13 protein-coding genes are annotated in these 18,378 nt (G+C 57.6%); 8 read left to right on the plus strand and 5 right to left on the minus strand.

Features of this window, described 5'->3' with window-relative positions:
- Positions 1-42: 42 nt before the first annotated feature.
- Positions 43-3,495: an ATP-binding protein gene (locus tag OU26_RS00190; RefSeq protein ID WP_026645899.1), complete on the minus strand. Its 3,453-nt coding sequence runs from the start codon at positions 3,493-3,495 to the stop codon at positions 43-45.
- Between the two features lie 5 nt (positions 3,496-3,500).
- Complete coding sequence (locus OU26_RS00195; protein ID WP_026645900.1) at positions 3,501-6,083, minus strand: dynamin family protein; 2,583 nt, start codon at positions 6,081-6,083, stop codon at positions 3,501-3,503.
- 264 nt (positions 6,084-6,347) lie between these two features.
- On the opposite strand from OU26_RS00195, the gene OU26_RS00200 reads away from it, so the two are divergent.
- Complete coding sequence (locus OU26_RS00200) at positions 6,348-9,446, plus strand: bifunctional [glutamine synthetase] adenylyltransferase/[glutamine synthetase]-adenylyl-L-tyrosine phosphorylase (RefSeq protein WP_026645901.1); 3,099 nt, start codon at positions 6,348-6,350, stop codon at positions 9,444-9,446.
- Between the two features lie 53 nt (positions 9,447-9,499).
- Here the strand turns inward: OU26_RS00200 and OU26_RS00205 are convergent, their stop codons facing one another.
- Entirely contained in the window at positions 9,500-9,772 is a 273-nt protein-coding gene (locus OU26_RS00205) for a hypothetical protein (protein WP_026645902.1), read from the minus strand.
- A 306-nt stretch (positions 9,773-10,078) separates the two neighbouring features.
- Between OU26_RS00205 and pyrB the strand changes: the two genes are divergently transcribed.
- The 7 genes from pyrB (at position 10,079) to pyrE (ending at position 16,459) form a co-directional block, all read left to right on the plus strand.
- Positions 10,079-11,041: an aspartate carbamoyltransferase gene (gene pyrB / locus OU26_RS00210; RefSeq protein WP_026645903.1), complete on the plus strand. Its 963-nt coding sequence runs from the start codon at positions 10,079-10,081 to the stop codon at positions 11,039-11,041.
- Complete coding sequence (locus OU26_RS00215; protein ID WP_026645904.1) at positions 11,041-11,460, plus strand: aspartate carbamoyltransferase regulatory subunit; 420 nt, start codon at positions 11,041-11,043, stop codon at positions 11,458-11,460. The genes pyrB and OU26_RS00215 overlap by 1 nt, the downstream gene beginning before the upstream one ends.
- 3 nt (positions 11,461-11,463) lie before the next feature.
- The gene (locus tag OU26_RS00220) at positions 11,464-12,882 is read left to right on the plus strand and encodes a dihydroorotase (RefSeq protein WP_026645905.1); all 1,419 of its coding nucleotides are present in this window, start codon (positions 11,464-11,466) and stop codon (positions 12,880-12,882) included.
- Positions 12,882-13,844, plus strand: a complete 963-nt coding sequence (gene pyrF, locus OU26_RS00225) for an orotidine-5'-phosphate decarboxylase (protein WP_026645906.1) — start codon at positions 12,882-12,884, stop codon at positions 13,842-13,844. The genes OU26_RS00220 and pyrF overlap by 1 nt, the downstream gene beginning before the upstream one ends.
- A gap of 60 nt (positions 13,845-13,904) precedes the next feature.
- Entirely contained in the window at positions 13,905-14,723 is an 819-nt protein-coding gene (locus OU26_RS00230) for a dihydroorotate dehydrogenase electron transfer subunit (RefSeq protein ID WP_026645907.1), read from the plus strand.
- Positions 14,711-15,679 (plus strand): dihydroorotate dehydrogenase, encoded by a 969-nt coding sequence (locus OU26_RS00235; protein ID WP_152571274.1) that lies wholly within the window; start codon positions 14,711-14,713, stop codon positions 15,677-15,679. Before OU26_RS00230 ends, OU26_RS00235 begins: the two co-directional genes overlap by 13 nt.
- An 84-nt stretch (positions 15,680-15,763) precedes the next feature.
- The gene (gene pyrE, locus OU26_RS00240; RefSeq protein ID WP_026645909.1) at positions 15,764-16,459 is read left to right on the plus strand and encodes an orotate phosphoribosyltransferase; all 696 of its coding nucleotides are present in this window, start codon (positions 15,764-15,766) and stop codon (positions 16,457-16,459) included.
- A 140-nt stretch (positions 16,460-16,599) separates the two neighbouring features.
- Here pyrE and OU26_RS00245 read toward each other — a convergent pair whose 3' ends face one another.
- Positions 16,600-17,523 carry a LysR family transcriptional regulator gene (locus tag OU26_RS00245; protein WP_026645910.1) on the minus strand — a complete coding sequence of 308 codons (924 nt, stop codon included), beginning with the start codon at positions 17,521-17,523 and terminating at the stop codon, positions 16,600-16,602.
- Between the two features lie 124 nt (positions 17,524-17,647).
- Positions 17,648-18,277 (minus strand): HAD family hydrolase, encoded by a 630-nt coding sequence (locus OU26_RS00250; protein WP_026645911.1) that lies wholly within the window; start codon positions 18,275-18,277, stop codon positions 17,648-17,650.
- Positions 18,278-18,378 lie beyond the last annotated feature (101 nt).

The following is an 18,378-nucleotide window of genomic DNA, read 5'->3' on the forward strand; positions in this document are numbered from 1 at the left end:
TATGCTTGTCCGCCACGGGACAGGCGTTTGCCATTGGCGCCGCTATCGGATCAACCCTCCGTTCTCATGCCAGTCGCTGAACGCCTTGTCGTTCTGCTCCTGCACATGAAGGATGTCGGTCATGATTCCTTGAATGACCACGGTTCTGACGATGTCATCGATGCGGTGGCTGACGGACGCGCGAAGCGCCGAATCAGCTGCGACGGTCCACTGTCGGACATCAGTACATCGTTTGATTTCGTCTTTCGTGGCTTCGCGGACATTCGGGAACAGTGCGCCCATGATCGGAGCGAGCGACAGCATACGGGGTTCTTCGGGAGGATTCTGGATGGTTCGTAGAATGCGGACCTTCATGGAGGAATCAAGGTCGATCCGGTCGAGTGCCTCCCGCAGATCGCGCAGCAGATCCTTATCGGTGATGCGGTCGCCTTTGGCAAGGACTTCCGCCACATCGAACGCATCATTGGCATTGACGCTCTTTTCCTTCGTTTCGGAATGCGTGTAGACGAGAGGTTCGGCATCGTCCGCTTTGGAGACCTTGCACATCACAGGCTCCACCCAGTCGTTCTGGTAGACCGCGGCGACGCCTTTGGGCAGGCGCGCCAATTCGACGATCTGCGGATCGTTGAGATTCGCTGCACGTCCCACCAGCTCACGGTCCGACAGATCAGGCAAACGATGGATGATTTTCGTGTTCGTGTTACGGATGGCGGCCATGTCGAGCAGCCCAGGCGCCTGATCGGCGATGATGAACCCCTCGCCATAGGTGCGCATCTCCGCGATGGAATTGGACAGCATCTCAACGCTTTTGCCCAGAAGATTACCGCCCTCGGTGCTCTGTTCCATCGAGGTTCTCTTCAGCAGATTATGCGCCTCCTCCAGCACCGTCAGATGACGCAGCGGTTGATTCATGCCATCCGCGGCGGCCATGCGATGCTCCTGAAGCTTGAGCACGATAAGACCCATGAACAGGGACTTGGTCTCTGTGGAACCCACGCGTGACAGGTCGATGATGGTGTTTCCGTCGAACAACGTCGCGTCATCCACTCCGTCGGAAGTGAGCATCATGCCGTTGAGCCCGTTGGTGAGCGAATTCAGACGTGTGAGTAGCGAACCCTTGTACGCGCCCTTGTTCTCCGCGTCGTATTCGCTGGAATCGAGGATCTCGCGCACATTGCGCGCCACATCCGCGAAAGAGGGGTAAAGTCCCTCCCCGAAAGAATTCTCCGACGTGGTGAGATTCCATCCACAATCCTCATAGGAACGCGAGATGGCGTCCTTCAGCACGGCAGGCATAGCGGCGTACATAGGCCAGCACACGTTGAAGATCTCCACAAGCCGGTCAAGATGCTCAAGTACGTGGATGCCTTGGGGAAAGCTGAACGGATCGATGCGCAGCAATGGTGTGAAGGCCGGATTCGTGCCAAAGACATGCACGTCGTCGAGCCCGCCGAACACGTCCTTGTACTCGCCTTTGGCGGGTTCGATCACAAGAAATCCCACTCCCTGATCGTAGGCCTCGTCAAGAATACGGCAGACGGTGTTCGTCTTGCCCGCGCCGGTGCTTCCAGTGACGAAGACATGCGAGGCGAGGGAATCCTTTTCAAGCAGAACCTTGGCGGGCTCCTCACGGTGCATGTGGAATATCCTTCCGAGACGAAGCCCCTTGTCAGGCTGCGTTCCATCGAAAGTGGAGACGTTCCTTCCGAATGCCGCGCATTCGATGACCGGCAGACCCGGCACCGACTTCTTCGGAAAATTCAGCGAGTAGGCGAGCTCCTTGCCGGACAGGGCCGTGGTGGCGGTGACCGTGGCCGGATAGACCGAAAAGCTCGGATGCTCGTCAAGCAGAGCCGGATTCAACGCGAAGATCGGATGTCTTAGATCGCGCAGATATGCGCAAACCGCCGTCGCGTCCGCGCTGTCCTCGCCGAGATCCCCACGCCAGAGATTGACGGCTGCTTTGGACATGAAGGACTCCTTGCCTTGAGTGAGCGCGAGATAGGTGTGGGCCACATTGTTGGCGATGTTATGATCTTCCGAAAGCACATAGGCACAGAAATCCCACATGCCCAGCGCCGACGCCAGATCGAGCCGCTTCATCTGCGATTCGAGAATTTCAAGAGCATGCTGGATCGAGAAGTTCCTGAAAGTCTGCGTGATGCCTTCGTCGGCTCCGAGCGTTGCGGTGACGGTGCTTGACCGGGCGAAGGAACCACCGAAATTCGCGCCGAGATTCACGGCCTTGGAGACTCCAGACGTGACGGACGAACCTTTGGATACGGCTTTGCCAATGCCGCTGGTTACCGCTTTGCCGAGCGATTTGGTAACGGCCTGCCCGACGGTGTCGGTGGTGCCCTTCGCTGTGGAGGTTGTGTGAGATGATCCATGAGAATGATTTAAAGATGCGCCAACACGAGCGATTTTGAGATCAAAACCTCCGGGAACGTCTACTTGTGATGATTCATTGGTTCCATTGGAATCGGTGTCGGTGATGCTTTCGCTCGAGCTGGTGGAATCGGATGTTCCCTGGCTTTCCGATTGGGATGTCGATTCGTTTGACGAATCCGTTTCGTTGTAGTTGTTTCCGATCGTCTGGCTGGTGCCGTTCTGCGTGCCGGCGCTCACACCCGCGTTGACGCCGATGGTGGCGGAGGAGCCTATGGAATCGTTCCTATGGTAGGTGTAGTTCGTCATCCATGAGGCGTAGGGGGTCAGCATCGAATGTAGTTCGGCAAGGCGTAGCTTGCGTTCCGCCACATCGTGTATGGGGGTGGCGAGCAGCACGATGGTGTAATCCTCGCCTCTATTGCTTGGCACAATGCCGTCGAGTACTTTTTCGATGGTTTGGACCGTGAATCTGTCGTTCTTCTCGGTCGGGACATTCGACACGGCAGCAACTGAAAACGCATGTCGTTCCTGAAGGCAGGGAATCGTTCCGCGTTGCGCCGCGCCGATTTCGGAACCGGGGAAATTGCCTTTGATCGCGTCTGCGATGCGCTTGGTGAAGTTGTCGACGTTGATGTTGTCTTCCGTATTGTTCACGTCGACAACCGCCAGATACACGTTCGTGGTGGATGAGGTACGGTTGAACACCAAAGCGATGTTGCAATCCTCGTCGGCGAGAACGTCATACACGTTGACGAGCTTTTCGAGACTGTCCTCCTTCGGGTCGACTATCCACTTCGTGACGTTCATGAATCGGATGTTGTGCGCTTCGTCGAATCCGTCGGGATGCTCAACCGTTGGGTCCACTGGGCAGTAAACATCCCTGAGCTGGGACAGATACGCTCCATGGATTTCAACCCCGGCGGTCGCCAATAGGCGGTTCGTGAGCTCAACTGCCTGCGGGTCGGACGGGTCGGGTTTTTCGGACAGGTACGATTCGCGTTTCCGTTCGATCTCGTCAAGTTGGGCGCTGCTAAGGGATGAGACCTTCGCCACCGCGTTACCGGCCTTGTCTGCCACCCGTAATACCGCGTTTTTGATACCCATCTTGTTCAGTCCTTCCAATCGATGACGCGTGTCACATAGGCTTTGCGGTCCTTGAGAATGCCGAGCTTGGTTTCAAGCGCGTCTATCTGTGTGGTCTGTTGGTTGATCTCCTCCACGTAGTCATGCAATACGGGGTTGTAGTCGGTGATGTTGCTCTCGATCTGGTTCAGTAATTCGTTAAGCCAAGCGTTGAAACGGTCGATGTGTTTGCTTCTGATTTCGCCGCGCGCGTCATTGAAGCACTGCTCGATTTCCTTGTTGAACTTATCTTTGACCTTATTGAGAAAAAGCTTGTCTCTTTTGAAGATCACCTGGTTGCCCAATTTGATTTCATTGAATTCGGCTTTGTTGAAGTCAGGTACTCTTACACTATCCAATTGGAGGTCGTGATAGTTGATGATGATTTCTCCGACTTCCCTGCGTTTCTCTTCCGAAAGTGGGGCGTCATCATCCGTGGCGATTCGATAAAGCGATTGACGGCATTGTTCGGCGCAGGATTTGAGATATGCTTGCGATTCTCCGTCAACGGTCTGCGCGATGCGCATTGCGTAAGTCGTGTAGTCTGCCACGATTTCGTCGAATAATTGGTCGGCCGCGTTCCGGTCGGCCTCTTTTTCGGTTTTTGCAACCTCGGATTGTTTGCCTAAAGCGTCCTTGGCGTCGTCGAGAAGACCTTGGGTGGACGTTTTGAGTCCATCCGCGACCTTATTGACACGGTCCGCCAAACCAATGGTTCCGTCATTCTTGAACGTGTCGCCAAGCCTATCGGCAAAATGGGGGAGCACCGATCGGCGAGCTTCGGCTGCGGCGTCCGCGCGATGCGCATAGTCAAGGTCTTCGCGTTTGCTTTCGGTGATCTTCTGCTGCCGCGTGTTCAACACGTCGGCGCTGATGAACCATGTATCGGCGCTGATTTTGCCATTCAAATCGTCATCATATCCGCCTGCGGAAGCGTTCTTTTCATCGCAACAGCATGATTCGAGGCTTTCGATCAGTTTTTGTTTGTCCTGTTCGAGCTGTTCCTCCCGGTCTGCCTTCTGTTCCTCCACCAACTGCTTTTTAACGCTGATTTCCTCCTTGGTGATGTCGATGATCTCCTGCAGCAAGGATTCCGATCTGCTGCACTTGTTGTAGGCGGAATACCGTTCGGCGAACAGGCGAATCTCGTTCTCGATACAGAACAGTCCGCTGTTGGCCAGCAGCAGATCCTTGCATGTTTCCGACTCATGGTTGGTTCTCCGGCTGATCTGACCGGGAAGAATGTCATACCGGTAGAGTGTCTTGTAGAAACGGCTTGAGGGATCCACATATTTGCGTTGCTGATCCTCGAATTTCTCGGCGTAATTGTCGCTCATGAATTCGCCCGAGTTCTTCGCACCCAAACCGAGAATCGATGAGACGAAATAAATGCCTTGTCCGTAAAGGTTCGATGGAATCGACCAGTGCATGATCTGACCTATCTCATCATCATCGAAACCACCTTTGGGAAGGTCGGCGGAATCCGCCTTATTGACCACGATCATTGCGAAACGCTCATCGATTGCGGGAATCTGCTCGATTTCCTGATACAGCTTTTTGTTGTCGGTCGAATCGAGGGAACTGTATTCGGCGACGAAAATGGGCAGGCCGTTCGATAAGCCTTCCATCGCCTCCCTGAGAACACGGGCATGGTCCGCGTTCGATGCGGAATTCGATCCTGGAGTGTCGAAGATGACGAACTCCCTATCGTGCGGCCATGGGTCGGTGTCGCTGAATGGAACTTCGATGCTGATTAGATCGGAGATTCTGCGCCCGTCTTCGCTTTGCCGATAGGAATTAAGAGTTTTCAGCGCGCTGTTCATCTGGGCCGCCATACTTGTTCCGGCCTGTGCCGTTTTCGAAACTAAATCGTCATAGAAAGGGTCTCCGGCAAAATCCCGGTTGACCATAAGACCGTCCAAATCGAAACGAAGCAGATAATGCCTGTCTCCGAAGGAAAACTGGATAATCGCCCTATCCCTGTCTTTGGAACGTTTGATCTGGAATACTCTCGCAGTCACCGGTTCGTCACCGTTCGGAAGGATTTCCATGCCGATAAGCGCGTTGATGAACGTCGACTTTCCCGCACTGTAGTTTCCAAGCACACACAAAGGAATGATGTCGCTGGAAACGTCGGTGAATTTTGCGATTTTATCCGAAACCTTTCTGCGTTCGGATATGGCATCGTCAACAAGCGGCTGGATTTCCTTGAATACTTCGATGATTTCCGGAAGCACGTCGCGGGCATTGGACAGATAGCATTCGCCACGCTGCGCGTCAAACGATGACGCGTATGGCCCTTCGGAGCAAATAGCATTCAACTCCTGCCATTCGTCGTCGGAGCCTTCGAACACCAGTTGGATTCTGCCTCCATCGCCGAATTCCTTGGAGATGGTTTCGACGATCTCCTCGGCTTTGAATGGGAAGAATCCCCTGACGAGCCTCTCGCCGAGTAGTCCGCTGCCGGGATTCGTGCTGGTCGTGATTTCCCTCCAATACCCATGCCAGCTGTAATATCGGACCTTTTCCTGATATGGGTCGCTTTGGATTTTGATTCTCACCTCTGCCATACGGTCCACCTTTGCATCATCGACGAAGAAGGGATTGCTTACCAATGCTAAAACAGGACATTCCCCTTTTACGGTAGGGAAACGGATTTTCCTCTTTCCGACCCCAAGACAACACCATCATGATGGTAGATACATGGCTGAAAGGAAAATTCAGTTGATGACTGAATTTCAGCGATTGATCCCGCTGCCAGTAGATGATACTTCGGGGACCGCGTCGCGCGTGGCTGCTGCTCCTTCCACGAACATGCCGCTACTATGGGAACCATGGGTTCTACGCATAAGTTTGGGGTGCTCGATCTGATTCGGGCTGGATTGCAGGATTTGGACATGGCGCGTGAGCTGCTTGACGAGTTGCATGCCGACGGCATTGACGATGACCAGCTGCATCTGCTGATGGAGACATTGGAAAAGACCTGCGATCCCGACGTCGCGCTGCGCAACCTCGTGGACATCATCAAGGCTCTGCAAAGCCAGGGACGTGATTTCCGACAGATCATCACCGACAACGAAGGACTCGTCCGGTTGGTCACCGTGCTCGGCGTGTCTGACGAAATGGGAAAACTCATGCGATTCCGTCCCGAACTCGTCATGGCTGCGGCCAGCGACTCATGCGAAAGCCACCTGTACAACCATGCCCAGCGGCGCGCGCATGTGCTCGAAGCGGTCGGTGCCGACCCTGTCGACAGCCGCACGCCGAAAGCCTCGAAACCCCTTGCGGAGGCGGCGACCGCCTTGCGACAGACCTACAGGAAACAGCTTGCCGCCATCATGGCGCAGGACACCACCGCGGAAGATCCCATCGAAATCCAGCCGAGAATCAGCCAGGAACTATCCGACCTCGCTGACGCGGCCCTGGAAGGAGCGCTCGCCATCGCCCGCAATGAGGTGGACGGCAGTGAGCACGTGCGCTTCGCCATCATCGGCATGGGCAAACTCGGCGCGAGGGAACTCAACTATGTTTCCGACGTGGATCTGATCTACGTGGTGGAGCCCGCCGACAAGGACACCAACGGCATGACGCTCAACCGCGTCGGCACGAAAATGGCCACGACCCTGCAGCGCGTATGCCAATCCGTGATCATGGGAGTCGCCGAACCGACCCTCTGGCAGATCGATGGGGGACTACGGCCCGAAGGCAAGGACGGCCCACTCGTACGCAAGCTCGAATCGCATAAGGCGTATTACGAGCAATGGGCGGAGAACTGGGAATTCCAAGCCCTGCTCAAGGCGCGCCCCGTCGCCGGAGATCCCGACCTTGGCCAAGCTTATATGGACATGACCCGACCGTTCGTATGGGCCGCATCCAAACGCGACAACTTCGTCTACGATTGCCAGCAGATGCGCAAGCGTGTCGAAGACCTTATTCCGGCGCCCCTGAAGGATCGTGAGATCAAACTCGGCCGAGGAGGCCTGCGCGACGTGGAGTTCACCGTGCAAATGCTCCAACTCGTCCACGGACGCGCCGACGAATCGCTGCGCACCAGCTCCACCTTGGAATCATTGCGGCGTCTCGCCGAAGGTGGATACGTCTCACGCAAGCAAGCCAAGAAGCTTTCCTGGGATTACCGGTTCGAACGTGTCATGGAACACCGTCAGCAGATGTGGGCGCTGAAACGCACCCACCTGTTTCCGGATCTCGGCAAAGCCAGCCTTGGAGGCATGGAACGCAAACGTGACACCAACGATGACGAGCTCAACCATAATCTTGAGCTTCGCCGTCTCGCACGCGCTTTCCACATGCATCCTGAGGAACTCGTGGACAAATATGACGAAACCCGACGTGAGGTGCGTCACCTGCACATGGACATCTACTATCGGCCCATGCTGCCCATCAGTGCAGGACTTGATGACGAACAGGTGGAGCTGTCCGCCAACGCCATGCAGGAACGTTTCGCTTCCATCGGGTTCGATGACCCTGACGCCGCCATGCGTCATGTCACTGCGCTGACCGCTGGCATCTCGCGAGCGGCGAAGATCAACCGGATCCTGCTGCCCGCCGCGCTCCAATGGCTTGGTGAGGGGCAGAACCCCGATATGGGGCTACTCAATTGGCGCAAGCTTGAGGAGCATTTCGGCACGGAAAGCGAATATCTCGGATTCCTGCGCGACTCGCCATCGGCCGCGCAGCGACTCTGTCACGTGCTGTCCAATTCCCGTTTTCTGGGCGACGCGCTCAACAAATCCGTGGAATCCGTCACATGGCTCGGCGGCGATAACGATTTGCAGCCACGCTCCCGTGAAAGCCTCGATGTGCAGACCCACGCGTCGCTCGAACGCAATGCGGACAGCATCAACGACTTCGCCAATTCCATCCGGGCCATGAGAAGGCATGAGATCGAACGCATCGGATTGGGATGGATGAGCGGCGTCATCGATGACAGGGCTTCGCTCACGGGCATGACCGATGTATACGACGCGGCCATCGACGTGTCGCTCATCTGGGCCATCCGCCATCGCACGAAGGACATGGGGCTGACCGAGCCTCCGGCCGCGATCACGGTCATCGCCATGGGACGTTACGGCGGCGGGGAAGTGAACTTCAGCTCCGACGCGGACGTCATCATCATCTACCGTCCCGCGGATGGCGCCGACGACGCCCAGGCCAACCTCTTCGCAAGGAAGGTGCAGGAGGATCTCCGCGCCATCCTGCAGGGGCCGACCACTCTTGAACCCAAAATCGAACTCGACATGGATCTGCGTCCCGAAGGCAAGAACGGTCCGCTCGTGCGCTCCTATGCGTCCTGCGAGGAGTACTACCGTTCCTGGGCCAGCACTTGGGAGCATCAGGCGCTGCTGCGTGCGCGATACGCGGCAGGCGATGCGGCGCTCGCCGAGGATTTCCTTATGAACATCGCCGACCCGTTGCGCTACCCCAAGACGGATTTGACCGATTCTCAAGTCGCGGAGATCCGCAAGCTCAAAGCGCGTATGGAAGCCGAGCGACTGCCGCGTGGAGTGCGCAGGGACCGGCATCTGAAGCTTGGCAAAGGCGGGCTGTCCGATGTCGAATGGACGGTTCAGCTGCTGCAATTGCGGCATGCCGGAGACAACGCGAACCTGCGGGTCAATGGAACGTTGCAAGCGTTGAACGAACTGGAACGCCGCAGGTTGATCAGTGCTGGTGACGCCGTCGTCCTACGCAAGGCGTGGCGCATGTGCACTGCGGCGCGCAACGGCAACTATCTGTGGAGCGGACGCGTCATCCAGGCGGACATCCTTCCCGACGACACCTATTCCTTGGGTGGAATCGCCGTCTATCTCGGCTATGACGCGAATCGTGGACAGCATTTCGAGAACGACCTGCTCGCCGTGATGCGCAAAAGCCGTGATGTGATGGAGCGGCTTTTCTATGACCGTTCATGACGAACGGCACACGCCGGGCAGGCCGGATGCCGGTGCGTCCGACCTTCGACCGTTCAGCGCACGTACATCGACAGCACGATTGCGACCAGCGTCACGAGGACAGCTGCGCTGAGGGCAAGGGCTCTGCTTCCGTGCTTGCGCGTGCCGAACACCGCTATCAGCGCGATGACCGCGAACACGATGGACACGTCCACGAAAATGGAGCAGAAGAACTTCGCCAGCACGGGTCTGCCGAATGCCAGCGGAATGGAGGTCACTGCGGACACGATAGCCGTGATCGCGCTTTTGGAGATGGGCTTCTTCGCCGAATCGTTCGTATTGCTCATATCCGTATATTCCTACCTTGGCCTGACATATCTTATTTATAGAATTATAGATATTGTTGATCGCATGCTTTTTCCGCCCGTATCAAAGACTAATGCCGGACGATGTTCTTCTTTACATATGAACGTCCGACGTGTCTCCGCGAACGAACTTTTGAACAAACGCAAAACGTGAACACGCGGTGAATGATGGGAGTCAGCGTTTCAGGCTATAGTTGGCTAGGTCACTTCGAGTGGCCACCTTCAACCACAAGTTGCATGAAAGGTGAGCCGTTGTCCTCAGTACTCGAACCGGCGATTGAAACGCCGATGGTCGGAAAAAGCGTCATCACGCTCGATGATCTTTCCCTTCGTCAAATCCAGGAACTGCTCCGTAAAGCGCAGTACATCGATTCCCATCGTAAGGAAGTGGCGCACACCTGCGAAGGCAGGGTGCTCGCCACTTTGTTTTATGAGCCGAGCACGCGCACTCGTCTGAGCTTCGAAACCGCCATGCTGCGACTCGGCGGCAAGGTGATCGGTTTCGCGGGCGCACAGCTCGCGTCCGTCACCAAGGGTGAGACCATCGCCGACACGCTGAAGACCGTCTCCAACTACGTGGACGTCGTCGCCATCCGTCATCCGAAGGAAGGAGCGGCGCTCGTTGCCTCCCGTGCCGCATCCGTGCCGGTCATCAACGCCGGCGATGGCGGGCACATGCATCCGACGCAGACCCTGGCCGATCTGGCCACCCTGCAGTCCCGCTTCGGCCGCGTCACCAACCTCACCGTCGGCCTGTGCGGAGACCTTACCTTCGGCCGCACCGTGCACTCCCTGATCGAGACGCTGTGCCGCTTCGGCAACGTCAACTTCGTGCTCATCAGTCCGGACGAGCTCAAGACCCCGCAGTATGTGCTTGACCGCATCGACGCCACCGACTCCTGCTCCTATGCCGAGGTCAAGGATCTCGTCTCCGTCATCGGCGACCTTGACGTGCTGTACATGACCCGCGTGCAGAAGGAGCGCTTCTTCAACGAGGATGATTACCTGCGTCTGCGCGACACCTACATCCTTGATGAGGCGAAGATGGCGTACGCCAAGAAGGACATGGCCGTGCTGCATCCGCTGCCGCGCGTCAACGAGATCGCGGTGGAAGTGGATGACGACCCGCGCGCCGCCTATTTCGAACAGGTCAAGAACGGCATGCTCATGCGCATGGCGCTGGAAAGCTCGGTGGTCGGTGACGAACTGCCGGGATACGAACCGTCGGAAGCCAAGGAGGTACAGGCCTGATGGAAGTCACCAGCATTCAGAACGGCATCATCATCGATCACGTGCCGGCCGGCACCGCGCTCAAGGTGCTCGAATACCTGAAGATCGACCCGTCCAAAACCAAGCTCGCGCTGATCATGAATACCGACAGCCACCTGTACGGCACCAAGGACATCATCAAGATCGAGGACGAAACCGAGTCCATCGACCTTGACGTGCTGGGTCTTGTGGCTCGCACCGCCACCGTCGGCATCGTGCGCGGCGGCAAGATCGTCGAGAAGAAGAAGCCGACGCTGCCCGAGCATGTGGTGAACATCATCAAGTGCGTGAACCCGCGCTGCGTGACCACCACCGAACCTGCCGTGCAGATGTTCCACCTGGTGCATTCCGACCGTCAGGAGTACCGCTGCGACTACTGCGACGAGGAAGCGAAGTTCTGATTCATGTCCCTCATCCTTCACGACATCAAGGTCTGGAACACCGGAGAGGTCATCGACCTGGTCGTTCCCTCCGATACGAACGAATCTGTGGATGCCTCGGCGATGACCATCGCTCCCGGATTCGAAGATCCGCATGTGCATTTCCGCGATCCCGGTCAGACATACAAGGAGTCCATGGTCTCCGGTTGCGCAGCCGCCGCATCCGGAGGATACACGAACGTTCTTATCATGCCGAACACCGTTCCCGCAATGGATGGCATGAAGGTGGAGCCTGGGCATCCGGGCGCATCCGAGGTGCTTAATGCCGGATATGACACTGTCATTGATTACCTGCAGCATTACGAATCCGCTCACGATGTGAAATTGCCGGTTCGCTATGACCTGTGCGTGTGCGCATCGAAGGGGCGCGCCGGCAGGGAGGCCACCGATGTGGCCGACTGGATCGGATATCTGCCGGGGCATGATGACGATCACAAGGACGCCTATCAACTGGCGCATCCGGTGACCGCCGTCAGCGATGACGGCGCGGCCGTGACTTCGGACATCCTCAAACAGGTGTTCGGGAATGTCAAGGAATCGGGCTTGTACCTCATTGAGCACTGCGAGCATCACGACACCGGAGCGGTCAATGAAGGACCGGTGTCACGCGAGCTCGGCGTTCCCGGCATCCCGGAGGATACGGAGCTCAAAATCGTTGAGCGCGACATCGAGATGGCCCGTGAAACCGGTGTGCATGTGCATTTCCAACATGTCAGCACTGCGATCTCCTTCGAAGCGATCCGCAAAGCGAAGGCTGAGGGCCTTCCGATCACCTGCGAGACAGCACCGCACTATATCGCGTTGAATGACGAGGCGCTGCTTAAGTACGGCACTTTGGCCAAGATGAACCCGCCGCTACGCTCCGAGGCTGACAGACAGGCCACCATCGCGGCCATCGCCGACGGCACGGTCGATTTGTTAGCCACTGACCATGCGCCCCACACCATGGAAGAGAAGGAACTCGGCTTCCTCGACGCGCCCAACGGCATCATCGGGCTGGAATGCGCATACGGCGTCTGCCACAAGGTACTTGTGGACGGTGGATTCATTTCCGACGAACGTCTCATCGAACTCATGTCCACCGGTCCGGCCGAACTCATGGGCCACGACAAAACGGATATCACGGCGGTACTCGACGACTACGCCGACGCCGTGCCGGGAGACGACGACACCAAGCGCGTGCTTGATCTGGGCCGCGTGCCCGAAAGCGACCAGGTGGATCTCGTGGTGCTGAACACCGGAGAGGAATGGACCGTCGACCCGGAGAAGTTCCACTCCTCGGCACGTAACACCCCATTCGGCGGATGGCAGGTCACCGGCCGGCCGCTCGCCACCATCATCGGCTCGAAGCTGGCCTTCAGCCGCATCGACAAGGAGGACTGATGGACCGTCTGATCGAAGCCATCGAAGCCAAGCAGAATCCAAGCGTCGTGGGACTAGACCCCACCGAAGCGCTGGTGCCGGAACAGATCGTGGCAAGCTTCGCGGAGGAGATCGGCGAACAGGTTGAGGATCCGACGGAGGCGCCGGCCACCCAGTTGTCCGTCGCCTTCTTCGAGTTCAACCGTGCCATCATCGACGCCGTGGCCGACATCGTACCGGCGGTCAAACCGCAGATCGCCATGTACGAGGCACTCGGCCCCGCAGGCATCGACGCCTACGCCATGACCTGCGAATACGCCAAACAGCAGGGACTGTACGTGCTCGGCGATGTCAAGCGCGGCGACATCGGCTCCACTGCCGCGGCCTACGCCCACCATCTGAGCGGCATCGGAACAGGGGAAGACGCTTTCGATCCGTGGCATGAGGATGCGGTCACCGTGAATCCCTATCTCGGCACCGATGGCATCGCACCGTTCGTCGAGGCCGCCACTTCGGCCGACAAGGACATTTTCGTGCTGGTCCGCACCTCCAACCCGTCCAGCAGCGAGCTTCAGGAGCTTGAACTTGCCTCCGGCGAGCACGTGTATGAGCATGTCGCCGATTTGATCGAAGGCTGGGGTGCCGAAACCGTAGGCAAGAGCGGATATTCGCGTGTCGGCGCAGTGGTCGGCGCCACGCATCCCGAGGAGGGTAAGGCGCTACGCGCGCGTATGCCCCATACGTTCTTCCTGGTGCCGGGTTACGGTGCGCAGGGAGGCACCGCGCAGGGCGTGGCCGGCATGTTCGACAAGGACGGCAGGGGAGCGCTCGTCAACTCGTCGCGCGGCATCATCGGCGCGTGGAGGAAATCCGGGAAATACGACGAATCCATGAGCGCGGACGACGCGCTTGACCTGGTCGCCGAATCGGCGCGAGAGGCGGCGAAGAACATGCGTGACGATCTTCGCGCCGTATTGCCGTAGGCCGTGGGAAACCAATCCCAGTAACGTGTCCCATCAAACGAAGCATAAAGAGAGGAAGCCATGACCGCCGCAGCAACGTTCATGCCGACCGTCACGGAGGCGAGGGAAGCCGGATTCTTTCCCAGCCGTCATACGGTCGAAGTCGTCGATAACCGTAAACTGGCCGATGGCGTATACCGTCTGACGTTCCGTGACGAATACATCGCCGGACATGCCAAGCCGGCGCAGTTCGTAGATGTGTATTCCAACGATCCGACCCGGCTTATGCCTCGCCCGTTCGGCGTGGCCGAAGTAGACGGCGATGAGGTGAGTCTCATGTTCGCCGTCGTAGGCAAAGGCACTGCCGAATTCGCCGGGCTGCATGCGGGAGATACCATCCGCGTGATGGGACCCCTCGGCAACAGTTTCGGCACCAAGCAGGCGGCGAATTATGTGCTGGTGGCCGGAGGCCTCGGCGTGCCGCCACTGGTGCGTGCCGCGCAGTATATCGCGGGTCTGGAACATGCCTCAAGCACCGCGGTATTCGGCTATCGCAATGTGCGTTTCGGCGATGAGTATGTCGGCCGATACGCGGACAAGGTGTACAGCATCGACGAATCCGAGGGCAACGTCATCACGTTGCTCGATCGTATCGAAAACGAATTGATGACGGGTGATAAGAAGCCGATCATCCTTTCATGCGGTCCGCTGCCGATGATGAAGGCCGTTGCCGCATGGGCGGCGAAACGCGGCATCGAGGCTCAGCTGAGCCTCGAACAGCGTATGGGCTGCGGCTACGGCACTTGCGTGCTTTGCACCGTCGACACGGTCGAGGGACGGTTGAAGGTCTGCTCCGACGGACCGGTATTCACCCGCGAACAACTGGGATGGGGGGAGTGAGCATGAACGTGGAGCAACCGCAGCATGCGAACCTGTACGAACAGCATGAATGGAAGCATCCCACCCAGGTGGCGGGCGTTCCATGGAAGAATCCGGTGGCCACGGCCTCCGGCACATTCCAATACGCGGCGGTGCGCTGGTTCTACGACGTGAGCCAGCTGGGCGCGGTCACCACCAAAGGCGTCTCACCGGTGCCGTGGGAAGGCAATCCCGGCGTACGCACCGCGGAAGGTCCATCCAGCAACATCAACGCCGTCGGGCTGCAGAATCCGGGCGTCGACCACTATTTGGAGGACGATCTGCTCAAGCTCAAAGCCATCAACGCGACGGTCATAGCCAACGTCGCAGGCCATTGCGACGACGACTACGCCGAAGTGGTGGCCAAGCTCAACGATTCGCCGGCTGACATGCTGGAAATCAACGTGAGCTGTCCGAACGTGTCCGCCGGCGGCATGAGCGTCGGCACTGATCCGGTGGCATTGTCCAGGCTTATCACCCGGCTGCGCAAAATCACTGACAAGAAGATGATCGTCAAGCTTACGCCGAACGTCACTGACATCACCGTGCCGGCGCGCGCCGCCGTGGAAAGCGGAGCCGACGCGTTGAGCCTGATCAACACGCTGCTCGGAATGCGCATCAACATCCGAACGGGCGAACCGGTCATCACGCATGTCACCGGCGGTGTTTCCGGTCCTGCCGTACTACCAGTCGGCCTTGCCGCGGTATGGCGCGTGCGTGCCGCGCTGCCGACCATACCGATCATCGGCATCGGCGGCATCGATTCCGGTGAGAAGGCCCTTGAATATCTGTATGCCGGAGCCAACGCCATCGAGGTCGGCGCGGCAGCGCTGTTCGAACCGACCGCGCCGCTGCGCGTGGCTCGTGAGCTTGACGATCTGCTCGACGATCGTCCCGAGCTCGCCGACAAACTCGCCAAAGGGGAGACCTGGCGCTGATTCGGCCGCAGGCATGACGAATACCATCATTCATCGCGGCATGTTATAGGCCGCAACCAACCGTCGAAAAGGAGAACCATACAAATGACCGCTTCGCTCGATCATCGTTTCACTGAATTCCTGTTGGAGGCGCAGGCGCTGAAATTCGGCGAATTCACCTTGAAGTCCGGCCGCCAGTCGCCATATTTCATCAATGCCGGCGCATTCAACGACGGGCGTAAGATCGCTCGTCTTGGTTCGTTCTATGCCGAGAAGATCATCGCGGAAATCGAGGCTGGCAATCTGCCGAAGGACATCGATACTGTGTTCGGTCCGGCATACAAGGGCATTCCTCTGGGCGTGTCCACGGCCATCGCATTGACCAATGCCCATGGCATGGAAGTCGGCTATACCTTCGACCGCAAGGAGAAGAAGGATCACGGAGACGGCGGCATGATGGTTGGCGCCCAGCTCAAGGACGGTATGAAGGTGCTGCTCGTCGACGATGTGATGACCGCCGGCACCGCCGTACGAGAGGTCATTCCGAAGCTCAAGGCCGAGGCCGACGTCGAGGTCGTCGGACTGGTGCTGAGCGTGGATCGTATGGAAAAGACCAAGGATTCCGACACATCCGCGGTGAAGGCCGTCGAAGCGGAATTCGGCTTCCCCGTGTTCGCCATCGCCAACGTGAAGGAGATTTTCGAAGCAGGTCAGCATATCCAGACGGCGGATGGCGCTCCGTACGTCACTCCTGAGATCAAGGCGGCCGCGGAAGCGTATCTGGCACGATACGGCGCCTGATAGCGGTCCGGCAAACAGTGGCCCAACAATGTTGCCGTGAGTGACAGCTGCAACAAAAAGTCCCGCACCATCCATGAGTCGGTGCGGGACTTTTTGTTGTCTTTAGGATCTGCGGATGGCAGACCTGCCGTCAACCGAATCTAGTCGATGAGATTGTATCCGTGGCTTGAAACCACCGACTTCAGCTTCTCCAAATATGTTTCCGCGGCCTTCGAAAGCTTGGCGCGTTCGTTGGTGATCCAACCGACCAGCATGGTCTCATCGGTGTCAAGCGGCACGGTGACGATCTTCTCGTTGTTGAGGTCGCCATTGTCGATGCCGGTGCAAACCGTGTAGCCGTTCAATCCGATGATGAAGTTCAGAATGGTGGCACGGTCGGTCACGTTGATCTGCTTGGGGGAATACTCCGGCCAGACGGCCTCCTCCGCGAAGAAGAAGCTGCCCTCCTCGCCCTGCTCATATTGGATGAACGGGAACGGCTTCAGATCATCCATGGTGACCTTCTTCTTCCCGGCAAGCGGATTATTGCGAGAGATGAATACGTGCAGCGGTGCCCGGAACAGCGGATGGAACTCAAGATGCTTCTCCCGCAGCATCTTGCCAATCACATCCTTGTTGAAATCGGACAGATAGATAATGCCTATCTCCGAAAGCATGTTCGCTACCTGGTTGATGATGTCCTTGGTGCGGGTCTCGCGGATGGTGAACTCGTATTCGTCGGATTTGGTGGAGTTGATCATCTCCACGAAAGCCTCCACGGCGAACATGTAGTGCTGGGTAGATACTGAGCACAGCTGCTTGCGCGGCTTCGCGTTCTTGTAACGTTCCTCGAGCAGCGAGGCCTGGTCAAGCACCTGACGCGCATAGGTGAGGAACTCCGCGCCGTCCACAGTCAAGGCGATGCCCTGCGAGGAACGGGTGAAGATCTCGATGCCGAGCTCGTTCTCAAGCTCTTTCACCGAGGAGCTCAGCGCGGGCTGGGAGACGTACAGTTCGTGCGAGGCTTCGTTCATGGAGCCGCATTCGACGATTTTGACAATGTATTTCAGCTGAAGGAGTGTCATAACTACTACTTATACCAGCGTCGCTTTACGAAACGGCGATTTATGGGATTCCTCTTTGCATAATGGACAAGGTTGGACGGAGCCACTCGCCGAACGCGTTCGAATAGAGTGCCCGATAAGCGCCTCAGATACGTACTCCCAAAGATATTAGATCCCTGCGCGCCTGATCGGCATCGGTGAAACGGAACGCATGTATGCCGACCGCACGTGCTCCGGCGACGTTCTTCTCGGTATCGTCGAAAAACACGGAAGAGTCCGCGTTGATGCCGAAACGTCGCAGAGCAAGCTCGTAGAAATCGGAGTTTGGCTTGAATTTCCTCTCCACGCCGGATACGACGGTGCCATCAAGAATATCCTCCAGTTGGGGGAACTTCTCGAATGCGAAATGGATGGTTTCCCGGGACCAATTCGTCAGTCCCCACACGCCATATCCGGCTGCCTTCAAATCGCGCATCAGCTGTTCGGAGCCGGGAAGCAGACGGACCAGCGCGTCATCGTAGCGGGTGATGTAATCCTTGAAAATATCGGCGATCCGCCGGCCATGATCACGTTCCACAACCGGTAGCACCTCGGCCAAGGCTTCGCCATGATCCATGCGGTCCTCATAGTCGAAGAATCCGAATTCGTCATCATCGGAACAGATGCGGTCAACCAAATCCGCCGGATAGCGTCCCGCCAGAGCCGCACGAGATTGCCAGTCGATGACGACGCCGCAAAAATCGAAAATGACATCGGTGATTGACGGTGCTGTAATGGCCATCGGGCCCCTTCCATAGATGTGTCTGCTTTCGCCAGTGTACCGTACCCATGATCATGGGTAAGACGTCCATCTCGCCTTGCGTTCCGACTCGCCGC

Origin of the sequence: Bifidobacterium ruminantium DSM 6489 (assembly GCF_000770925.1) — a bacterium.
Classification (GTDB): Bacteria; Actinomycetota; Actinomycetes; order Actinomycetales; family Bifidobacteriaceae; genus Bifidobacterium; species Bifidobacterium ruminantium.